The sequence below is a fragment of the Echinicola vietnamensis DSM 17526 genome (assembly GCF_000325705.1).
In the GTDB taxonomy this organism is placed as follows: domain Bacteria; phylum Bacteroidota; class Bacteroidia; order Cytophagales; family Cyclobacteriaceae; genus Echinicola; species Echinicola vietnamensis.
Genome location: NC_019904.1, coordinates 3,795,032 through 3,816,999, shown reverse-complemented (window position 1 = coordinate 3,816,999; position 21,968 = coordinate 3,795,032). Strand labels below are relative to the sequence as shown.

Here is a 21,968-nt window from a genome sequence, read left to right as displayed (position 1 = left end):
AAAGAAAATTGAATGAAATCATGCTTAATAAAATCATTAAATACTTTCTTGAGAACAAGTTAGTTACCGTTCTCATCTTAATTGGCTTCATTGCCTGGGGCATTGTGACCGCCCCTTTCGGTTGGCAGATAGGCGCATTACCTTCTGATCCCGTTCCGGTAGATGCTATTCCGGATATAGGAGAAAACCAACAGATTGTCTTTACCCAGTGGCAGGGCCGATCACCACAAGACATAGAAGACCAAATTTCCTATCCGCTGACTACCTATTTATTAGGTATTCCGGGCGTAAAATCTATACGGAGTTCTTCTATATTTGGCTTTTCCAGTATCTTCATTATTTTCAGTGAAGATATAGAGTTTTACTGGTCACGTTCCCGTATCCTTGAGAAACTAAGTTCCTTGCCTTCCGGCTTATTACCGGAAGGGGTCCAGCCTGCACTTGGGCCTGATGCCACTGCGCTGGGCCAGGTGTATTGGTATACCATTGAGGGCAGAGATAAGGATGGAAACCCTACCGGAGGATGGGATCTCCACGAAATCCGTACCGTACAAGACTTCTACGTCAAATATGGATTAAACGCAACAGAAGGCGTTTCGGAAGTGGCTTCTATTGGTGGCTTTGTACAGGAATATCAGATTGATGTTAACCCTGATGCTCTAAAAGCCTATGATATCCCATTGCATAGAGTAATGCAGGCGGTACAGAAATCAAACAAAGACGTGGGGGCTAAAACCATTGAGATCAACCAGGCAGAATATCTGGTACGTGGTTTGGGCTACATCAAAAAAGTAGAAGACATTGAAAAGGCCGTGGTGGCCGTTCAGGAAAATGTTCCCGTCCGTATTAAAGACATTGGTGTAGTCACCTTGGGGCCATCCACCCGTAGAGGTCTGCTGGATAAAGACGGTGCTGAAGTGGTAGGTGGCGTAGTGGTGGCCCGCTATGGTGCCAATCCCTTGCAGGTCATTAACAACGTCAAGGATAAGATCAAAGAAATAGCCCCGGGACTGCCGAAAAAAACGTTGGCAGATGGAAGGGAAAGCCAGTTAACCATCGTTCCGTTTTATGACCGCTCCGAGCTTATTTATGAAACATTGGGAACCCTGGAAGAAGCCATTTCGCTTCAAGTGCTCATTACCATTTTGGTAGTGATCGTGATGGTGTATAATCTCAGGGCTTCATTTCTCATTTCAAGTATCCTGCCCATTGCAGTATTGATGGTGTTTATCGCCATGCGCTATTTTGGTGTAGATGCCAATATAGTTGCACTTTCCGGTATTGCCATTGCCATTGGTACAATGGTGGATTTGGGAGTAATACTTTCCGAAAACATTATTAAACATATAGATGAGGCTCCTCCTGGTCAAAAACTGATAGATACCATTTACAATGGAGCTTCGGAAGTGGGTACTGCTATTCTCACCGCTGTTTCCACCACCATTGTCAGCTTCATTCCGGTATTTACCATGCAAGCAGCTGAAGGAAAGCTCTTTGGACCTTTGGCATTCACAAAGACCTTTGCCCTGGTAGCTGCGCTGTTAGTGAGTCTATTGATCATGCCTACCTTGGCACATTGGTTCTTTGGGTTCAAAATCAATAATAAATTTCTTAAGAAATATGGCGGCTATGCATTAGTACTATTTGGAATTTTAGGGCTCTTCACCGGTCAGATATGGGGTGGCGTATTGCTGGTACTATTTGGTACAATCGGAATTTTAAAGAATATTTTTGACACTAAAAAAGCAAACTTTTCTAAACCTGTATTATTTCTCTACAATTATGCCGAGCTGATCATTGTACTAATTGGCGTAACCTGGCTTTTAGCTAAATACTGGCTACCGCTAGGAGCCTCAAAGTCTCTGTTACTCAACTTTATTTTTGTGACCTTATTGGTAGGATTTATCCTGGGGTCGTTCACGCTTTTAGAATATTACTACAAATCTATATTAAAATGGTGCCTGGATAATAAAATAACTTTTTTATTGATACCTACTTTCTTGATTTTGCTTGGCGCTAATGTTTGGTTGGGTTTTAATACCATTTTCGGGTTTATTCCTAAAGCATTGGACAATCTCGGCTGGGATGTCCGGACAACTACAGTTTGGTCAGGCTTGACCCATACTTTCCCGGGTGTAGGAAAAGAATTTATGCCTTCTCTGGACGAAGGAAGTTTCTTGCTCATGCCCACCTCCATGCCACATTCCGGTATTGAGTTCAACCGTAAAGTAGTTGGTCAGTTGGATATGCTCCTGACCAACATCCCGGAAGTAGAATTAACGGTAGGCAAATTAGGACGGGTAGAATCTGCCCTTGATCCGGCACCTATTTCCATGTACGAAAATGTCATCAACTATAAACCGGAGTACATGCTCAGTGAAAAAGGGCACCGAATAAGGTTCAAAGTTGATAAGGAAGATCGCTTCATACTCAATAGCGGTGATAGCCTTTCTAATGAGGAAGCCATTAACCGAGGTGTTGTTTTGGAGGAACTCATCCCTGATGATAACGGGAATTATTTCCGCAACTGGCGGCCGCAAATTGAATCTCCAGATGATATCTGGAATGAAATTGTTAAGGTCACCAAAATACCGGGAGTAACTTCAGCACCTAAGCTGCAGCCTATTGAAACCCGCTTGGTGATGCTACAAACAGGTATGCGAGCCCCCATGGGTATCAAAGTATATGGTCCGGATCTGAAAACGATAGAAGACTTTGGGCTGCAACTGGAGGAAGTGCTTAAAAATGTTCCTTCGGTAAAAGCGGAAGCCGTGTTTGCCGACAGAATTGTAGGTAAGCCCTATCTTCATCTTAACATCAACAGGGATGAGATTTCACGCTATGGGCTTAATGTGGAAGATGTACAGCAGACCATTGAAACAGCCATTGGAGGAATGAAAATTACTTCAACTGTGGAAGGAAGGGAGCGTTTTCCAGTGAGGGTACGTTATCCACGCGAACTCAGGGACGATCCTGAAGCATTGGGTAAGATCCTTTTGCCTACACCTACAGGAGCACAAATACCGATCAGCCAGGTGGTGGACTTTGAGTATGTGAGGGGACCACAGGCGATCAAAAGTGAGGAAACCTTTTTGGTGGGTTATGTACTATTTGACAAAAGGGACGGATACTCGGAAGTTGGAGTGGTGAATGATGCCCAGGCAGCTATTCAGGAAAGAATAGATACAGGTGATTTAGTCGTTCCTGCCGGGGTCAGCTACAAGTTCTCAGGAAGCTATGAAAATCAGGTAAGGGCTGAAAAGAGGCTTTCAATCATTGTTCCGTTGGTATTGGGTATCGTCTTCCTCATCCTTTACTTCCAATTCAAGTCTGTAGCGACTTCATTAATGGTGTTTACTGGTATTGCCATGGCATTTAGTGGAGGCTTTATCATGCTATGGTTGTATGGCCAGACCTGGTTTGCGGACTTCTCCCTTTTCGGTACGAATTTCCGAGACTTGTTCCAAATACATACTATCAATTTGAGCGTGGCTGTTTGGGTCGGGTTTATTGCCTTGTTTGGTATAGCCACTGATGATGGGGTATTAATGGCTACTTATTTAGATCAAAGTTTTAATCGTAATAAAACAGACAGTCTGAAAGGAATAAGAGCGGCAACAGTGGAAGCTGGTCAACGAAGAATAAAACCTGCCGTGATGACCTCCGCCACCACCATCATTGCCTTGCTGCCTATACTTACCTCAACGGGTCGCGGAGCAGACATCATGATCCCAATGGCTATTCCAGCATTCGGAGGTATGTTCTTCGCAGCCGTCACCTTCTTCATCGTGCCGGTTTTATACGCTATGAGGGAAGAAAGAAAATTTAAAAAGACACAATCATGAAGATTATTGTAAATATTGTAATACTTGTTTTTCTCGGAACCAGCGTAAGTCAGGCGCAGGTCCTGGATGACTATTTTAAAATAGCAGCGGAAAACAATCCGGGTCTACAAGCGAAATATCGGGAATTTGAAGCGGCCATACAGAAGGTGGAGCAGGTAAATACTTTACCGGACCCTAATTTCTCTTTTGGTTATTTCATTTCACCGGTGGAAACGAGGGTAGGACCACAAAAGGCAAGGTTTTCCCTAACGCAGATGTTCCCCTGGTTTGGGACGCTACGGGCACAGGGAAATGCCGCAGCTTTAATGGCGGAAGCAAAATATCAAGCCTTCTTAGACGCTCGGAATAGGTTGTATTACCAAGTGGCAGCGGCCTATTATCCGCTTTATGAACTTAATCAATGGAAAGAGATTGAGCGGGAGAATATTGAAATACTGGAGTCTTATAAAACCATTACCAACAAAAAGTTTGAAAATGGAGTGGGTACGATGGTTGACTTCTTGCGTGTGGATATTATGTTGAAAGACGCCACTACAAACCTTTCCATTCTGAACGATAAGGAAGCTCCTCTGCTGACCCGGTTTAATAAACTACTCAACAGAGAGGAGGACGCATTGGTAACCGTAGAGGATTCACTCGTTGCTCAAGCCTTGCCTGATAATTTCAGAAAGGACTCTTTGCTTACGAACAACCCGGTATTGGAAGAACTGGACTTAAAAATAGCCTCCAGTGAGGCAAGTGAGGAGGTCGCTTACAAACAAGGACTTCCAAAGTTTGGTCTGGGCCTTGACTATGTGTTGGTTGGAGAACGTACGGATTTAGCCTCCGACATGGCTGCTCCGCAAGGCAATGGCAAAAATGCGATGATGCCTATGGTTTCCGTTAGCATTCCCATTTTCAGGAGTAAATACAAAGCCGCTGTTAAAGAAGCGCAACTCATGCAGGAAAGCTATTCACTCCAAAAAGAGGATTTTGCCAATACCCTTACGTCAAGCTACGAAATGGCCTGGTTTGAAATTCAGCAACAGCAAGAATTGATTGATCTATACGATCAGCAAATTCAGGAATCCATTCAGGCTTTAAATCTATTATTTACGGCTTACAGTAATTCAGGAAATGAATTTGAAGAGGTACTGCGTATGCAGCAACAGCTTTTAAAATATGAAAAGATGAAGGCAACGGCCGAAACACAATATCAAATTGCCCTTGCTAAACTCAATTACTTAACCGCAAAAACATATTAAGATGAACGCGAATAAAAAAATAATAATCGTAGCACTGTCAACACTGGCAATAGGGTTATTGCTGGGTTGGTTGATTTTTGGTGGTTCATCATCTGAGAGTAAAATGGATGATGAGCACCAGCACACGACAGAAATAGCCGGAGAGACCGTATGGACCTGCTCTATGCACCCACAGATCCGTCAGAGTGAACCCGGAGACTGTCCTATTTGTGGAATGGACCTCATTCCTTTGGAGGATGATCAGGATGAAGTACTTGACCCAATGGCAGTAAGTATGTCGCCTACCGCCATGCAACTAGCTGATATTAGAACTGCCACTGTGGGTACCATGGATCCAGTGAAAACAGTTAGATTAAACGGGAAGGTACAGGAAGATGAGCGGCTTGTTTCCTCTCAATCCAGTCACATTCCAGGTAGAATTGAACGACTGAATGTTAACTTCACAGGTGAATATGTGCGCAGGGGACAGGTAATTGCCTATATCTATTCGCCTGATTTAGTTACTGCTCAGGAGGAATTGTTTGAAGCGCAAAAAATCAAAGATACACAACCACAATTATTTAAATCAGCCCGGGCAAAACTCAAAAACTGGAAGCTTTCAGACGGTCAGATAGATAAAATATTAGAAAGTGGTACCCCTTCCGATGAATTTCCAATTACGGCAGACATTTCAGGCTATGTGTTGAGCAAAAATGTTAATGTGGGTGACTACATCAAGCGAGGGGAACCTATTTATGAGATTGCAAATTTATCACGCGTATGGGTGCTGTTTGATGTGTATGAGTCGGATATGCCCTGGATAAATAAGGGAGACCAGGTGCGGTTTACAGTTCAATCACTCCCGGGCCAAACGTTTGAAAGCAAGATAAGCTTTTTAGATCCGGTAATTAATCCAAAAACCCGGGTAGCCAAGGCCCGGGTAGAAGTGCCCAATAAAGACAATCAGCTAAAACCTGAAATGTTTGCATCCGGTACGGTAGAAGCTACATTGCCGAAAAAGTCCAACAATGTTATCGTTCCGAAAACAGCCGTAATGTGGACGGGTAAACGCTCTGTAGTCTATGTGAAAAATACCTCCGGCAGTGGAGTAAGTTTCATGATGCGTGATGTAACGCTTGGGCCGGGTTTAGGTGACAGCTTTATTGTGGAGAGTGGCCTGGAGGAAGGTGAGGAAATAGCCGTGAATGGTACCTTCAGTATAGACGCAGCGGCTCAACTGGTAGGGAAACCGAGCATGATGAACCCTGAAGGTGGCCCGGCCATGACAGGCCATAATCATGGGGGTATGGACATGCCCGCTTCGTCAGGCCAGGTCAAGAAAAAAGAGACTGAGCCAGTGTCAATTAGTCAGAAGGCGAAAGAAGCATTGCGGCCCCTTTATACTGAATACCTCAAATTTAAGGATGCCTTAACGGCCGATGAATTTGATCAGGCTCAAAAAGCCGCTTCCGATCTCAAAACAACACTGGATAAGGTGAATATGTCTGCTTTTACCGGTGAGTCACACAATGCCTGGATGAGCTATAGCAGTGACCTGAAAAATGCATTGCAACATGTTCAGCACCTTAAAACGATAGCCGAACTACGCACTACATTTCAGCAGGTATCTGAAGGAATGATTGCCATGACCAAAGCCTTTAATCCATTGGATCAGACACTGTACGTTCAGTTTTGCCCAATGGCAGATAATAACAAAGGAGCTAACTGGCTAAGCACCGAAGAGGAGATCCGCAATCCCTACTTCGGGGAATCTATGCTCACTTGTGGGGAGGTAGAGGAAAATATCAAGTAAAATGAAAGAATGCTGTAAAACAGGGGATGAAAAAGCCCCTTCAAAATTAAAAATGTGGACTGGACGAATCGTCTGGGGTATAGTAATTCTTATTGTGATTTGGATAGCCACCATACAAATTTTGAATCTTTAATATTAATGTTTAACCCGGCCTGTCGGTTGACAGGCTATCAAATTGAAAACAAAAATGAAAAACACAATTCTAATAGTTTCAATGGCTTTAGTAAGCTTTGGAGTATTTGCGCAACACGATCACGGTAGTCATGATGAAAAAAAGGAAATGAGCCAAAAGATGGAGCCTATGTTCAAAGACAAAAAATTGGGTATTGCTTACGGCCATTATATCCACTTGAAAGAAGCCCTGGTCGCTTCACAGATGAATGAGGCCAAAAAGGCTGCAACCAAACTGGAAGCGTCTTTAGGCTCCGAAGATAACTGGCAGGAAGCTAAGGCGGAGGCGGCAAAGGTGGTTTCAGCTACTACTTTGGATGGCCAGCGCAAAGCTTTCGCTTCGTTGAGTAATGAAATGGCCTCTTTAGTAAAAAGTGGTGAACTTTCTATGGGTGAAGTGTACCTGGAGTATTGCCCCATGGCAAATAACAATGCCGGTGCCTATTGGCTATCCAATCAAAAGGAAATCAAAAACCCATACTTCGGTGACAAAATGCTGAAGTGCGGGAGTGTAAAAGAGACAATAAACTAATAACTAATATAAGCCCTGTTGGAGAGTGGCCCTTGTGCAGGTTGTCATGCATACAATCCTGCCGCCACTCTTCCATCAAGCACCAAACGGAAAAGTCATGAAGAAGAAAAGCAAAAAGGACAACCCTAAGACATCTACCCGGAATCTGGTCTATGCCTACCTGACCATTGCGGCATTAGTAGTGACAGCCACAGCATTGGTGTACTGGATTAACTATCAGCAGCTAAAGCCTTCTATAGGCTATAGCCCAGATGAAATTGAGCGACCGGTGGAACCAAGCCTGGTATGCATGGTGAATGACGCCTACATGGGCAAGCCGCAAATCCCGGTACCGGTCAATGACAAAACCTATTATGGTTGCTGTGAAATGTGCGTGGATAAGCTTAACAACCTGGAAAGCGCAAGGATCGCGATTGACCCCTATAGTGGTAATCCTGTAGATAAATCAGAAGCATTTATAGTAGTGACTAACCAACAAGGTGCAGTTGCCTACTTTGAATCAGAGGCCAATTACAACGCATTGAAGAAAAACTAAAAACAATCCTGTAACCCCAAATCTATGAAATTGACAATGAAAAATATTCTAAAAGCAGTTGTATTGGTACTATTCACCACAGCAACCCTATCGGCACATGACGGCCATAAAAACAAACAAGACAGTACCGCCCAACAGGCGGATACCGTGATGAATGCTCATTCCACCGGGGAAGAGCATAAAGACCACACCCATGCCAGCGAGGCAGACAGCCACGATTCACATCCACAAGATGCTCACTACGAAAAAAAGGTCACGGCTGATCTTGCGGACTTTCCCACAATTCATCCGTTAATTGTGCATTTCGCTATTGTATTGCTGATTGTGGGAGCCATTCTGGCGGTCGTCAACATCTTTTTCATCAAAAGGGAATTGGCGTGGACAGCATTCGCTATGGTGCTGGTAGGTTTTGTAGCTGCCTACTTAGCTGGCAGAAACTTCCATCCGCATACTCACGGACTAACAGAACATGCCAAGCTCGTATTGGAACAGCACGACTTCTGGGCTGACTGGACAATCAATCTTGGGTTTATCGGCCTGCTGTTACAAGGGATCAATCTATTTATTTTCAAATCGAAAAGATGGGCAATGGCTATTGTGGCAGTTGTGCTATTGAGCGCAGCGTATGCTGTGGCACATGCAGGGCATTACGGAGCACAATTGGTACACATAGAAGGTGTAGGTCCGGAAGGTAAATTTTTAGAACTGGAGCATGACCACTAATTGACTTGAAATCACCAGTATGCCTGGGTTATTTTTTGATTCGGTACTTACCTGTCCGGTATGTGGCCAGCAGCAGGTTCGCAGAATACCTTATAACGAGCGGCTGGATAGCTTCATTTGTAAGGGATGCGAATGCGAGATTACTGTTCCGGGCGATCAATGCTGCATTTTTTGTGCATTCGGGTCACATAAATGCTTGGTCAGCCAAGGCTGGGAAAAATTAGAACAAAAACAATGGAGAGAAAAAATGAAAAACACAGACCATAAAAAAGAAAAGGAATTCATCCCTGCATTAAGCTATAATTTCCTTACCGGCCTTTATGATACCACCATAAGACTGACCATGCCTGAAAAGAAATTTAGAAGCGAACTAATAGACCGTATAAAGCCCGAACCTCATGAGCAAATTTTTGAGTTTGGCTTTGGCACAGGGGCTAATCTGGCGATTGCCTCTTCACGGTCTCCCAACTCTTCAATTTTCGGATTAGACATTGACCCTAAAGTACGGGAGATTGCCTTTTCAAAGCTCAAAGACAAAGACATTCTGGTTGAACTCCAACTCTACAATGGGGGCATTTTTCCGTATGATGATGCTGTTTTTGACAAGGCCTACAGTTGTCTGGTATTTCATCAGTTAGATGATGAAACTAAAGCGCATTGTTTCAGTGAAATCTACCGGGTTCTAAAGCCCGGAGGCAAGCTCATCATTGGCGATTGGGGCAAGGCAAAGAACCGATGGATGCGCACAGTTTTTTACACCGTGCAGCTTCTGGACGGTTTCAAAACCACCACAGCCAATGTGAAGGGCTTGCTGCCGGATTAAATCCGTGAGGCAGGGTTTTCGGATGTGCAGGAGACAGGCTTTATTAATACCAGGATCGGGTCATTTTGCTATTATGAGGGAACTAAATCATTGAAAATCAAAAATCAAATTTAATTACGGAAATCATGAACTTAAGATTCTACTATATTTTGACCATTTCTTTTTCGTTGCTTAGCCTGTCTACGAGGGCACAAAACCTCACTGAAAAATCAGTCGAAGGCAACACTGATAATCTTCCTGTAAGAGAATATGCCATTTCCATAAATGAGCTGGCAGTGAACAAGGCAGGCAAAGAAGTCATGGGAATGGCCATTAATGGCAGTGTCCCGGGACCCACACTTACTTTTACTGAAGGTGAATATGCCGTAATATATGTAAAAAACGAGATGGATGAAGAAACTTCCATTCACTGGCACGGTTTGTTGTTGCCAAATTTTTATGACGGGGTTCCTTACCTCACCACTCCGCCCATCGCGCCTGGGGAAACACAGAAGTACGAATTTCCCCTGAAACAAGCCGGTACCTATTGGTATCATTCACATACCATGCTGCAAGAGCAGAGTGGTGTTTTTGGCTCTATCGTCATCCATCCTAGAAAAGAAAACCTGGCCTATGACAAAGAGCTCGTTATAATACTTTCGGACTGGACGAATGAAAAGCCTATGAACGTACTCCGTTTTCTGAAACGAGGAACCGAATGGTACAACTGGCGAAAAGGTACGGCCACACCCCTCAACCGCGTTATTGCCAGAGGTGCAATGGGAGCACAGTTAAATTTCTGGAGGCAGAGAATGGAAAGTGCAGACATTGCCGATATATATTACCCGGCCTTTTTAGTTAATGGTGAACAAGTTCAGGAATATTCCAATTTCAAACCCGGAGAAAAGGTTAGGCTTAGAATTATTAACGGGGCAGCTTCTACCTCGTTTTGGATGACGTTTGGTGGTGAAATGCCGACCTTAGTTGCGGCCGATGGACTAAATGTTGAGCCGGTCAAGCGCAATAAAACATTTATTGCCATTGCGGAGACCTACGATTTTATTGTAAGTGTTCCGGAAAGTGGAAAGATGGAATTTCGGGCCACCGCTCAGGATGGTTCGGGAACAGCCTCTGCTTTTTTGGGCCAAGGTGAAGTTTTAGCAGCCGAAGATGTTCCCCGCCCTGATAAAATAGGGATGATGATGCAAATGGCAAAAATGGACATGCGCATGGGGGCTCCTGCCCTAAAATTTAATCCTAAAAAGGACGATCCCCAAAAAATGATGGAGAACTGGGGAATGCAAATGAAAGGCGACAAAAACCCGGATAATGATATGCCGGGTATGAATATGGCCGGAAATAAGGAAGAGGTCTCCCAAATGGATCATTCCTCAATGGATATGTCTGATGATAAAAACTCCAAAATGGATCCGCCAAGTGCTCCCATGGCTGAAATGCCCGGGATGGAAAACATGGACATGTTTTCAGAATTCAATTACAATTATCTGAAATCACCTGAAAAAACGGTTTATGGTAAGGATGTTCCAGTCAATGAAATCCTCCTCAATCTTACTGGGAATATGAACCGCTACATCTGGAGCATGAATGGTATTCCCCTATCTGAAACCGATAAAATAAAAATCAAAGAGGGGCAAATTACCCGAATCACCCTTAACAACCTGACGATGATGCACCATCCCATGCACCTGCATGGTCATTTTTTCCGTGTCATCAACGAAAGCGGTGATTACTCACCCCTGAAGCACACGGTGAATGTGCCCCCCATGCAAAAAGTAACCATTGAGTTTTACGGGAACGAATATGGGGACTGGTTCTTTCATTGTCATATTCTCTATCATATGATGGGTGGTATGGCACGGGTAGTCAGCTATGATACACCGGAAGACCCTAGAATGAAACCCTTTCCAATTTCCAAACTGATTCACGAAACCAACCGCTTCTATAGTTGGGGAATGACAGATGTTGCCTCACATAATACAACAGTCAATCTGACCACTTCAAACATTCGCAATCAATTCAATTTATCAATGGAATACGGATGGAATCAGAACCTGGAAGCTGAATTTTCTTATGAGTATTATCTGTACGATTATTTGAGGGTTTTTGGAGGTATTAATGTTGAGAATACCACCAGGAATAGTTTGGATGATATGAAGACAATTGCCGTGGCTGGTATCCGGTGGTTTACACCTTATATGTTCAATGTTGACCTAAGGATAGATAATGAGCTTCGGCCTAGAATTGGAATCGGTCGATCGCTGATGATATTTCCGAAGTTATCAATTTTTGGCTATTACGAATATCAAATTGATGCAGGATTGGTAAACGGTCTGGAGGCCGGCCAAAATTACAAAGAAGAAATTGTATGGAGTGCCGGTGCACAATACATGCTTTCTAAGAATTTTTCACTGATGACAAGCTATGACAACCGCTTCGGAGCAGGGGGCGGATTATCTGTCATGTTTTAATTAGGAAGTTATGGAAGAAAGTTATAAAAAAGGAAGTTTAAGTTTATTAGGATCAATTGCTTTAGGCACTGGTGTAATGATCGGTGCAGGAATCTTTGCATTATTGGGCCAGGTGGCTGAACTGTCAGGGACCTGGTTTCCTTACATTTTCGTTTTGGGAGCTCTCATTTCAGCATTTAGTGCTTACTCCTACATCAAAGTTTCAAATACGTATCCTTCGGCTGGGGGGATAGCCATGATTTTGAAAAAAGCTTATGGTAAATCAACCATAACAGCTTCTGCATCATTATTAATGGCACTATCCATGGTAATCAACGAAAGCCTGGTTGCCAGAACTTTTGGCTCTTATACCCTACAACTGTTCGAAGTTGAAAACAAGGAACTTTGGATTCCCATATTGGGTGTTGCTCTTTTGGTTAGCGCTTTTTTGATTAACATATCTGGCAACAAGCTGATAGGAAAGTCATCACAGTTCATGTCATTTATCAAAATTATCGGAATTCTGATTTTTGCCATAGGAGCTCTCTGGGCAGTGGGTTTTTCTCTGGAAGGGTTGATACCAAAAGCCATCAAAAACACTGATTATTCAGCAACCAGTTATATTGGGGCTTTAGCACTTTCCATTTTGGCCTACAAAGGATTCACTACAATAACTAATAGTGGTGGCGAAATTACAGAACCTCAAAAAAATGTTGGCCTGTCTATTATTATTTCTTTGTTGATATGCACAGTGGTGTATTTTCTGGTTGCTTTCGCTGTAAACTCAAGCCTTACAATCTCTGAAATTATTCAAGCCAAAGATTACTCCCTTGCTGAAGCTGCCAGACCTGCTTTTGGAGATTTTGGTCTTCATTTTACCGTTGCTATTGCCATAATAGCTACTATTTCGGGAGTGATTGCCAGCATTTTTGCAGTCTCTCGTATGACGGCTATGCTTACAGATATGGAACTTATTCCACATAGTCATTTGGGCATGTCAGGCCGAATACAGAAGCATATGTTGGTGTATGTGGTGTTTATCGCTATCATCCTGACTATTTTCTTTGATCTGTCCAGAATTGCTTCCATAGGAGCCATTTTTTATATGGTGATGGACATCATTATTCATTGGGGTGTATATAAGTATTTGAGGAAAGAGGTGAAAGCCAATGGAACAATTGTACTCACAGCGATGGTGTTGGATTTCATCGTATTGGCAGCTTTCTTATGGATCAAGGCATCATCTGACCTTTTGGTTCTTATTGTTTCTGCATCTGTGATGCTAATAGTTTTTGCAGGTGAAAAATGGTTCTTAAGTCGAGCAGATAAATCTACCCAAAAATGAAACGAAACAGAAACTACTACATCCGAAAAACACACCGGTATCTGGGGATTTTTATAGGCATTCAGTTTATTGGGTGGACGGTCAGCGGCCTCTATTTCAGTTGGACGGATATTGACGAAATCCATGGAGACCAGTTTCACCATGAGCATGTCACGACCCATTCACCCCGGAACCTGATCAGTCCGGCACAATTGGATTCAACGATTGGTATTTCATCCCTTGAACTTCGCTACATCAATCACCAACCGCATTATTGGGTCAACGATAGTCTGCTTTACAATGCCCTGACCGGGCAAATCAAAAAGGGCATAACCGAAACGGAGGCGGCCGAAATCGCACAGAACCATCTCGTAAAAAACCTGGAAATCCTGAAAACAGAATGGATTACTGAAACCGACAACCATCATGAATACCGTGGCAGGCCGCTACCAGCCTGGGCTGTCCACTTTGAGCATCCCGAAAACCTTACGGCCTACGTAGATGCCCGTAACGGCAACTTCGAACGGGTACGCCACAGCCGTTGGCGTTGGTTCGATTTTCTTTGGATGTTCCACACCATGGATTATGCCGGGCGGGACAACTCTAACAATTGGCTGCTCAGGGCATTTTCAGTCTTTGGCCTTTTTACAGTGCTATCAGGCTTTACACTTTACGCAGTATCCTCTAAAACTTTCTTAAAAACCACTTCAAAACTTAAAAAGAATAAATGATGAACAAACTGATTTACATACTTGCACTGGGATTACTGATCGTATCCTGCCAAAACAAAAAAGGTGAAAATGGTGGTCACGAACACCATCAGCCGGAAAAAGCACCTACTGAGCAATCGGACAACTCGAAAAAGAGCATCCCTCAGGAAGCGCATGGCAATGTGGGTGATACGCACATTACCATCAAGTACCACTCACCCGCAGTGCGGGAAAGGGTCATCTGGGGAGGTTTGGTACCCTATGGCGAAGTTTGGGTGACAGGTGCACACAGTGCCACCAATATAGAATTTTCCAAAGCAATCCAGGTCGAAGAAACTACGATACCAAAAGGGAAGTATGCATTCTTTACCATTCCCGGACAGGACCGTTGGACATTGATCCTAAACAAAAACTGGGAGCAGCACCTGGCAGATGATTACGATCAGGCCGATGATGTCATCAGGATTGAGGTAACACCGGAAACGGGAATGCCACTTACCGAACGGCTAACTTATACCATAGAAGACAAAGGAGAGGGCTCTGGCGCTATCCGCATGTCATGGGAAAAGCTAAGTGTTTCACTTCCATTCAAAACAGATTAACCACTAAAATTTTTACTCATGGAAAAGCATAATCACGAACACCACAAGCATCATACACACGCGGGTCACCAAAAGAGCCAATCATCAGATCATCAAACCATCAACAAATCAGACCATCAGCATGGGCACCATGACCACCATGCCATGATGATCGAGGATTTTAAAAAGCGTTTTTGGATTTCTCTGGTGCTCACCGTACCGATCCTGGCACTATCTCATATGATCCAGCAATTACTGGGATTTGAGCTAACCTTTTTTGGTGATCAGTACGTCCTTTTTGGGCTTTCCACCATTGTCTTCTTTTATGGGGGCTGGCCTTTTCTCAAAGGACTTTGGGACGAGTTGAACCCGGATTATGCATTAGAGTACTTAAAAGGGTTGTTCAGAGTTGATATTTGTGCAAAAATCCCTTCCATCCAGGGCCTTCGTTTCGTAGGCAAAGAGATCTTGAGGACCTTTTTGTTGGCGTGCGAAGCAGTCCATGCCCCTAATGCAAAGCAATAGGATCTGAGAGTTCCCAAAGTTGCCCAGTTATGGTGGTTTAGTGCAAAATGCCGGAATAGACTCATGAGGTTGTAGGCAACCATAATGAATCTAAATGAGGCTTCAGTAGCCCAGAAGTCCTGTAGGCAGAAGTTTTCCAGACCAAAGTCATACTTGAGTTCCTTGATTCTGTTTTCACAGTCTGCTCTGTTGTTGTACATGTTCCATATCTGATCCAGCGGAAGATCCATATTGGTCACATAGCAACTGTAGCGATAGCCGGGCTCGTCCTCAAAGAGCATCTTGCCCCCTGAGTTTGGCCTGATTTCGATTTGCTTTTTTATCAGAATGTACCGTCTGGGTTTTCCGTTTTCGTGGCTGAACGTCATCTCGCTGAGTTCGATTCCTTTGGCCAGTTTGATCCAGTCTTTGATGGCCCAGACTTCACTTTTCACATTAGGATACATCTTTACAGCTATGATGTAGTTGAGTTGTTCTTCTTCCAGGTATGACATTAACTCTTCGGTATAAAACCCGCTGTCTGCACGAACAAGACCTATTTCCTTGTCCTTGAGCACTTGTTTGAAGGTCTCCTCCATGAACTCCTTGCAGCTGCTACTTGCAGCGGTGTCTCCCGGACGCATCCAGGCATTGGCCACCATGCGTGTCTGCTCCACAAAAGCCATCAGCGGATGGTGTGAGTTTCTGCCTCGTTTGTTAGGGTTGTATCCTTTGGCGCTGCCCTGCTGATCTCCATATCGGGTGATGACCGAACTGTCAAAATCTACGGTGAGGCTGCCGATATTCAGCTGGTCAAAAAACCAGTGCTGCAGGTCAGGAAAAATCTCTGTATTGAGAGATTGGGAAAACTTGCCAAAAAAACGACTGTATGTACTCTGAGATGGCATCGTATCCCAGCCGAATATGGAATGGAGAACCTGATCATAGCGCAGCCAGTCACAATGAATGAAGCGGCTTGCCCCAGTCCAAATCCCCAGCCAGAAGCTCTCCACGATCTGTTTGGGATCATACCCCCGGTTGGAGCCTGGTTGGGGAAGGTTAAGCGCTTCCAACTTTTCACGGATCCCTACCTGATCAATAAATCGTTTCATCAAACTCATCCCTCCAAATGGGGTCACTGGCTTGGAGGAATACTCTATTGGAAGGTTAACCATTTTGGTGCTACTCTTCATAAGTCATAAATAGCTTGTACAGCAAAATCTAACCACTTCTGAGCTAAATTTGAAATCCTATTGCATAATCACGGTTGAAGGACAAAAACCCGGGCATGATGACCCTGATTGCAGTGGCCATTACTGTGGCTTATGTGTACAGCTCGGCTGTGGTGTTTGGCTTGGAGGGGATGGATTTTTTCTGGGAGCTGGCGACCCTTATTGTCATCATGCTGCTGGGGCATTGGATCGAGATGAAATCGGTAATGGGTGCATCAAGAGCGCTCGAATTACTGGTGCAGATGATGCCTTCCGAAGCTCATTTGGTTCAGGGAGACCAAATCAAGGACATCAAGGTTGATCAACTGAAAAAGGAGGATATCATCCTGATAAAAGCCAATGAAAAAAACCTGCGGACGGTACAGTGGTGGATGGGGAAAGCCACCTGGACGAAAGCATGCTCACCGGTGAGAGCAAGCCGGTGAAAAAATCCAAGGGCGACCCGGTCATTGGCGGATCAGTAAATGGCAGCCAATCCATCAAGGTGAAAGTGTCCAAAACCGGGAAAGAAAGCTACCTCAACAAAGTGATCACGCTGGTTGAAGAAGCTCAGAAAGCTAAATCGAAAACTCAAAACCTGGCCAATGTTGCCGCAAGATGGCTCACTTTCATCGCCATTGGTGCGGGTACTATTACGTTGTTTACCTGGATCAGCTTGGGTAAGCCTTTAGATTTTGCATTGGAACGAATGGTGACCGTCATGGTTATATCCTGTCCACATGCGTTGGGTTTGGCCATACCACTAGTTGTAGCCATTTCCACTGCTGTTTCAGCAGGAAAAGGCTTGCTGATCCGCAACCGTACTGCTTTTGAAAATGCTCGGAAGATTACCGCAATGGTGTTTGACAAAACAGGCACGTTGACCGAAGGCAAATTTGGTGTCTCACGATATGAGAGCCTTTCTGATGATATGAACAAAAATGAACTGCTGTCCTTTGCCGCTTCGCTGGAGCAGCAATCGGAGCACCCAATTGCACAAGGCATTGTGAAAGCAGCGAAAGAGGCAGGCCTGGCATTGAAAAAGGTAGAAAATTTTGAATCATTAACGGCCAAGGGCATTCAAGGCAAGATCGAGGGACAAAATTGGAAAGTAGTCAGCCCCGGCTACCTGAAAGAAAACGACATAAATATCCCCGATCAGGCAGGATCTGATGAGGCAGAAACCATCGTGTATGTGCTGCAAGAGAATCTAATAATAGGCTTCATAGCCTTGTCCGACCAAATCAGGGAAGAAAGCCCTAAAGCCATCGAAACGCTTCGGGAAAAAGGCATGAAGCTATACATGGCTACCGGGGACAATGAGAAAACCGCCAAGGCAGTCAGTGAAAAACTCGGGCTGGATGGCTACTACAGTGAGGTACTGCCCCATCAAAAAGTGGAAATCATCAAGAAACTCCAAAAAGAAGGCCACTTTGTAGCCATGACGGGTGATGGTGTGAATGACGCCCCTGCACTGGCACAGGCTAATGTGGGTATTGCAGTAGGTTCCGGTACCGATGTGGCTGCTGAGACAGCCGACATCATCCTGGTCAACAGCAACCCAAAGGACATTGCCAACCTGGTTCTGTTTGGCAGGGCAACCTACAACAAAATGATTCAAAACCTCGCCTGGGCTACCGGTTACAATGCCATCGCATTACCTTTGGCCACCGGCTTTATCCCCGGCCTGGTTATAAGTCCTGCCATAGGCGCAGTGTTCATGAGCCTGAGTACGGTCATAGTCGCCATTAATGCGCAATTGCTGAAACGAAAAATTAAGAACTGACTACCCCTGCTCAGATTTGGGAAGACAAGGTAAAATCTGCTGTGTTTATTATTTGAACCAGTTCATGCAGTAAATAGACACTATGAAAATGAAAAACTCACTTTTTAAATGCCTGAAAATTATAACCAACAATATGAAGATTTAGAGGACAAACTTAGAATGATCGATCTGGAGGAAGATAACCTCCTCAAAAAATCAGAGCTGAGCTTTCAAAGGGTTCTAATTGCCATTAACAGGTTACAGAATGTCTTAACTAAAAACCTTGTAGATTCTCAAGCCGGTGAAATACTCTTCTTTAAGGAGATTTAACCCAAATACGCCTGCAAACTCATTTACAATCTCAACGTGTTCAATTTTGGAACTAACAAGCCCAATAGGGATTAAGATTAGGCGCAAGTATTATCAAAACGAATTAGATAAGCTCACAGGCTTCTTTGACAATATCTTGGAGTTTTACCTACGCAATTAAAAACCCAAAGACCACCAAAAGCCGCTTGGAAACAATGGAGTGATGAGGCACCTAGAGAGGTTCTGGAAGATGGTGACCATGGCTGTAAAAATGGAATGGGTAAGCCGGGATCCCTTTGAAAAGTATCTGCTCAAATTTCATCGAGTTGATAGGGATTTCCTTAATCACGAAGAGTTGGAGGCAGTAGAAAACAAGGACTTCAAGATTGTGCGTTTGCAGTGGGTCAGGGATCTGTTTGTGTTCAGTTGCTATACCGGACTGGCCTACATCGATGCGATGAACCTGACACCATCCAACATCACGATTGGCATTGATGGGGAGTACTGGCTTTCCACCTGCCGCCAGAAAACCGACCAACCTGTCAGGGTTCCCATCCTTCCCAAGGCCTGGGAGATTATTGAGAAATACAGAACCCACCCAAGGGCTTTGCAAAAAGGATCTGTATTCCCTATGATCTCTAATCAAAAGCTTAACTCTTATTTGAAAGAAATAGCCGACCTGTGCGGGATTGAAAAGAACCTCACCTTTCACCTGGCCAGGCATACATTTGCCACCACCGTTACTCTTTGCAATGGTGTCCCGTTGGAGACTGTGAGCAAGATGCTGGGTCATTCAAAAATCACCACTACTCAGGTTTACGCTAAAGTGGTGGAGAAGAAGGTAAGGGAAGACATGCACACTCTCCGGGAGAAGCTGGCAGCACCAAAATTGATGAGAAGGGCGAAGTAGCCCTTCGAAGTAGCCCTTTTTTGTATTTAAGTGATTGCTTAAATACATTTAATTCCTTAGCTTTGTTAAGCAAATGCTTAAATACGAAGTTATGAATACATGTATCCGTGTCTTTGCCGATAGCGACCAGATCAATAGGTGCAGGGAAGACTTGAAGAGTAAAGAAGAAGGCTTTTTAGAACTGGCAGATGTACTGAACCTGGCTGGTAATGCGGTTCGCCTCAAAATCCTGTATCTCTTGAAACAGGAAAATGAACTTTGTCCGTGCGACTTGTCAGACATCCTAGGCATGACAGTGCCGGCCATTTCCCAACATCTGAAAAAGCTGAAGGATGCAGGAATCGTGACAACCAAAAAATCCGGACAAACCATCTTCTATTCAGTAGAAGCGCACAGTCAGCGGATCATTTCATCAGTGCTCGATTTGTTTAATCTCCCAAATACAATTCCTGCCCTATGATACCCAGTGATCTTACCCAAAGCATAAAGGTTTCCTTAAAAACTGCTACCGGGCAGTTGGGATATATCCTCAGTAAAATTGACGATGAGGACCAGGTGGAAAACATACTTCTCCAGTTGAAGGCGGTACAATCCACCCTTACCAAGACTACTTATGAATTATTGGATGATACCTACAGAAAAGCATTAGCAGAAAGAATCTCGTCAGCTTACCAGAACTGCCCCGGTAACTGTGGTAATGAAGAAACAATAGAAAAGCTGAGAACACTATTTCCAGAGCTTAAACTCGAAGAAGTGCCTGAAAAACTAAGGGAAGCCCGGACCGTGGAAGAAGAATTGAAGAAATTTTTATCCGAACGTTTGGACACCCCCTCCCCCCGTGACTGAACTTTGGAGAGATGTTTCAATAAAATAGTATTGATATGAAAAGTAAACTCATGATTTTGGCCACAGCGGGTATTCTCGCCATTGGTGGCCTTGCTTACGGGATCAACTCATCCCCAAAAGCTTGTCCTTTGGAAGGTACTCCAGATTGTCCAAAAGTTAGCTGCCCTTTAGCAGGCACTCCGGAATGTCCTTATGATTTGAAAGTGGCGGAAATACCCGCCTGCTGCAAGAAAAAGTAACCGGGAGGGCGCAGAGCCATTCTTTTTTTGAAATGAAAAAGTATATGAAAAATTCGCTTTTAACCAGCGGTATTATGGCTGCACTCTTAAGTTCACTTTGCTGCATCACCCCGGTGCTTGCACTAGTGGCCGGTGCAAGCGGGATTGCCTCCACTTTTTCCTGGCTGGATCCTGCACGGCCCTTTTTTGTGGGCATTACGGTTGTAGTGTTGGGTTTTGCCTGGTACCAAAAACTTAAACCAAAGGCCAAAGGTGAAATAGAATGTGCGTGTGAGGAGGACCTACAGCCCTCCTTTTGGAAAACAAGGAAATTCCTTGGGATAGTCACCGTTTTTGCGACCCTGATGCTCACATTCCCGCTTTATGCTCACATTTTCTACCCTAAATCTGAAAAGCAAGTGATCATCGTTGATAAGTCAGACATTCAGACCGTAAATTTTCAAATCAAAGGCATGACTTGCCAGGGTTGCGCAGATCATGTTGAACATGAGGTAAATAAGCTCAGCGGTATCCTTAAAGTAACCGCATCCTACGAACAGGGCAATGCCATTGTAGAATTTGACAATACCAAAACAGGCATCCTTGAAATTGAGTAAGCTATCAACTCGACCGGATATTCCGTGACCAATAAAACAGAGAAATAAATGGAAATCATATTAGAATCAACCATCACCTGCCCGGAATGCGGGCATCAAAAAGAAGAAACCATGCCCACTGACGCCTGTCAGTATTTTTACGAATGTGAAAATTGCCACCAGGTACTAAAACCGAAGGAAGGGGATTGCTGCGTGTATTGCAGCTATGGCTCAGCACCTTGTCCACCAGTACAATTGGATTCTGATCAAGCATATTGCTAGCGTAGACAATGCTTTATCTGACATACATCATGTTTTAACATGTACAATGTCATAGCACCCTCAATAACCGTTGCGTACTTTTGTGTCATATTGAAGGGAATACCAAATAGATGCCCCTTCAATGGATGGCATTTTACATCAAAAAGGCTCATGAAGCGCAACTTATATATAGTCCTGCTCATTGCAATGCTCCTCCCTGGCAAAGGGATGGCAGTGTTTCAGCACTTTTGTGGGGGCGAACTGATCAGTTTCGAGCTTTTTCTAAAACACCACGAACCATGCTGTGACGATCACAGCAACCCTTGTGATGGCTGTGAGGACCAGGAAACCATCTTCTCTCTTGATGATTTCAGAGCACCTCATTCTGACATTCCGGTCATTGCTTTTTCACCTGCGGCATTGGCTCAGCCATCTTTCCATTTGCCTTCTACACAATTTTTCGAATCAAGAACATACACAAATCCTAAAAAGGCTCCCCCGGCTGGTCAGGGCGGTATCGCTCTATCCTGTTCCAGTCATTTCTTATTTAGATACATCTGATTATCAGTTAGTTGCCTGGGTTATGAAACCTTCGAGCAATGTCGGAAATGGTTCTGTAAA

At 44.1% G+C, this 21,968-nt stretch carries 20 protein-coding genes and 3 pseudogenes; 22 read left to right on the top strand and 1 reads right to left on the bottom strand.

Going from position 1 to position 21,968, the window contains the following annotated elements; all coding sequences use genetic code 11:
• Positions 1–20: 20 nt before the first annotated feature.
• The 12 genes and pseudogenes from ECHVI_RS15665 to ECHVI_RS15615 all read left to right on the top strand — a co-directional run bounded on the left by ECHVI_RS15665 (position 21) and on the right by ECHVI_RS15615 (position 14,748).
• Positions 21–3,845 carry an efflux RND transporter permease subunit gene (locus ECHVI_RS15665; protein ID WP_015266989.1) on the top strand — a complete coding sequence of 1,275 codons (3,825 nt, stop codon included), beginning with the start codon at positions 21–23 and terminating at the stop codon, positions 3,843–3,845.
• Positions 3,842–5,089, top strand: a complete 1,248-nt coding sequence (locus tag ECHVI_RS15660) for a TolC family protein (protein ID WP_015266988.1) — start codon at positions 3,842–3,844, stop codon at positions 5,087–5,089. The genes ECHVI_RS15665 and ECHVI_RS15660 overlap by 4 nt, the downstream gene beginning before the upstream one ends.
• Before the next feature lies 1 nt (position 5,090).
• Positions 5,091–6,881: an efflux RND transporter periplasmic adaptor subunit gene (locus ECHVI_RS15655; RefSeq protein WP_015266987.1), complete on the top strand. Its 1,791-nt coding sequence runs from the start codon at positions 5,091–5,093 to the stop codon at positions 6,879–6,881.
• A 187-nt stretch (positions 6,882–7,068) separates the two neighbouring features.
• On the top strand, positions 7,069–7,584 hold the full coding sequence (locus ECHVI_RS15650; RefSeq protein WP_137404711.1) for a DUF3347 domain-containing protein: 516 nt from the start codon (positions 7,069–7,071) through the stop codon (positions 7,582–7,584).
• Positions 7,585–7,681: 97 nt separating this feature from the next.
• On the top strand, positions 7,682–8,119 hold the full coding sequence (locus ECHVI_RS15645; RefSeq protein WP_157501471.1) for a hypothetical protein: 438 nt from the start codon (positions 7,682–7,684) through the stop codon (positions 8,117–8,119).
• A gap of 24 nt (positions 8,120–8,143) precedes the next feature.
• Positions 8,144–8,842, top strand: coding sequence for a DUF2231 domain-containing protein (locus tag ECHVI_RS15640; protein WP_015266984.1), 699 nt, complete (start codon positions 8,144–8,146; stop codon positions 8,840–8,842).
• A gap of 19 nt (positions 8,843–8,861) precedes the next feature.
• Positions 8,862–9,038 (top strand): annotated as a pseudogene (locus tag ECHVI_RS24305) (GDCCVxC domain-containing (seleno)protein); the annotation flags it as partial.
• 51 nt (positions 9,039–9,089) lie between these two features.
• A complete protein-coding gene (locus ECHVI_RS15635; protein ID WP_015266983.1) occupies positions 9,090–9,665 on the top strand; it encodes a class I SAM-dependent methyltransferase in 576 nt (191 codons plus the stop codon).
• Positions 9,666–9,790: 125 nt separating this feature from the next.
• Positions 9,791–12,133, top strand: coding sequence for a multicopper oxidase domain-containing protein (locus ECHVI_RS15630; RefSeq protein WP_015266982.1), 2,343 nt, complete (start codon positions 9,791–9,793; stop codon positions 12,131–12,133).
• A 10-nt stretch (positions 12,134–12,143) separates the two neighbouring features.
• Positions 12,144–13,457: an APC family permease gene (locus tag ECHVI_RS15625; RefSeq protein WP_015266981.1), complete on the top strand. Its 1,314-nt coding sequence runs from the start codon at positions 12,144–12,146 to the stop codon at positions 13,455–13,457.
• Positions 13,454–14,167, top strand: a complete 714-nt coding sequence (locus ECHVI_RS15620) for a PepSY domain-containing protein (protein ID WP_015266980.1) — start codon at positions 13,454–13,456, stop codon at positions 14,165–14,167. The genes ECHVI_RS15625 and ECHVI_RS15620 overlap by 4 nt, the downstream gene beginning before the upstream one ends.
• Positions 14,164–14,748, top strand: coding sequence for a DUF2911 domain-containing protein (locus tag ECHVI_RS15615; protein ID WP_245553343.1), 585 nt, complete (start codon positions 14,164–14,166; stop codon positions 14,746–14,748). The genes ECHVI_RS15620 and ECHVI_RS15615 overlap by 4 nt, the downstream gene beginning before the upstream one ends.
• A gap of 353 nt (positions 14,749–15,101) precedes the next feature.
• Here ECHVI_RS15615 and ECHVI_RS15610 read toward each other — a convergent pair whose 3' ends face one another.
• On the bottom strand, positions 15,102–16,424 hold the full coding sequence (locus tag ECHVI_RS15610) for an IS1380 family transposase (RefSeq protein ID WP_015266978.1): 1,323 nt from the start codon (positions 16,422–16,424) through the stop codon (positions 15,102–15,104).
• 74 nt (positions 16,425–16,498) lie between these two features.
• Between ECHVI_RS15610 and ECHVI_RS15605 the strand changes: the two are divergent.
• The 10 genes and pseudogenes from ECHVI_RS15605 to ECHVI_RS15570 form a co-directional block, all read left to right on the top strand.
• Positions 16,499–18,228, top strand: a pseudogene (locus ECHVI_RS15605) (heavy metal translocating P-type ATPase); the annotation flags it as partial.
• Between the two features lie 108 nt (positions 18,229–18,336).
• The gene (locus ECHVI_RS15600; RefSeq protein ID WP_041738740.1) at positions 18,337–18,537 is read left to right on the top strand and encodes a hypothetical protein; all 201 of its coding nucleotides are present in this window, start codon (positions 18,337–18,339) and stop codon (positions 18,535–18,537) included.
• Positions 18,538–18,718: 181 nt separating this feature from the next.
• Positions 18,719–18,811 (top strand): annotated as a pseudogene (locus tag ECHVI_RS24385) (phage integrase SAM-like domain-containing protein); the annotation flags it as partial.
• Entirely contained in the window at positions 18,788–19,426 is a 639-nt protein-coding gene (locus tag ECHVI_RS15595) for a site-specific integrase (RefSeq protein WP_483782861.1), read from the top strand. The pseudogene ECHVI_RS24385 and the gene ECHVI_RS15595, both read left to right, overlap by 24 nt.
• Positions 19,427–19,517: 91 nt before the next feature.
• Positions 19,518–19,886, top strand: a complete 369-nt coding sequence (locus ECHVI_RS15590) for an ArsR/SmtB family transcription factor (RefSeq protein WP_137404716.1) — start codon at positions 19,518–19,520, stop codon at positions 19,884–19,886.
• A complete protein-coding gene (locus ECHVI_RS15585) occupies positions 19,883–20,272 on the top strand; it encodes a metal-sensitive transcriptional regulator (protein ID WP_015266976.1) in 390 nt (129 codons plus the stop codon). Before ECHVI_RS15590 ends, ECHVI_RS15585 begins: the two co-directional genes overlap by 4 nt.
• Before the next feature lie 35 nt (positions 20,273–20,307).
• Positions 20,308–20,511, top strand: a complete 204-nt coding sequence (locus ECHVI_RS15580) for a hypothetical protein (protein ID WP_015266975.1) — start codon at positions 20,308–20,310, stop codon at positions 20,509–20,511.
• Between the two features lie 44 nt (positions 20,512–20,555).
• Positions 20,556–21,107 carry a mercuric transport protein MerTP gene (merTP, locus tag ECHVI_RS15575; protein ID WP_217189898.1) on the top strand — a complete coding sequence of 184 codons (552 nt, stop codon included), beginning with the start codon at positions 20,556–20,558 and terminating at the stop codon, positions 21,105–21,107.
• 48 nt (positions 21,108–21,155) lie between these two features.
• Positions 21,156–21,368 carry a GDCCVxC domain-containing (seleno)protein gene (locus tag ECHVI_RS24095; protein ID WP_015266973.1) on the top strand — a complete coding sequence of 71 codons (213 nt, stop codon included), beginning with the start codon at positions 21,156–21,158 and terminating at the stop codon, positions 21,366–21,368.
• A gap of 150 nt (positions 21,369–21,518) precedes the next feature.
• The gene (locus tag ECHVI_RS15570; RefSeq protein WP_041738738.1) at positions 21,519–21,908 is read left to right on the top strand and encodes an HYC_CC_PP family protein; all 390 of its coding nucleotides are present in this window, start codon (positions 21,519–21,521) and stop codon (positions 21,906–21,908) included.
• The last annotated feature ends 60 nt before the right edge of the window (positions 21,909–21,968 follow it).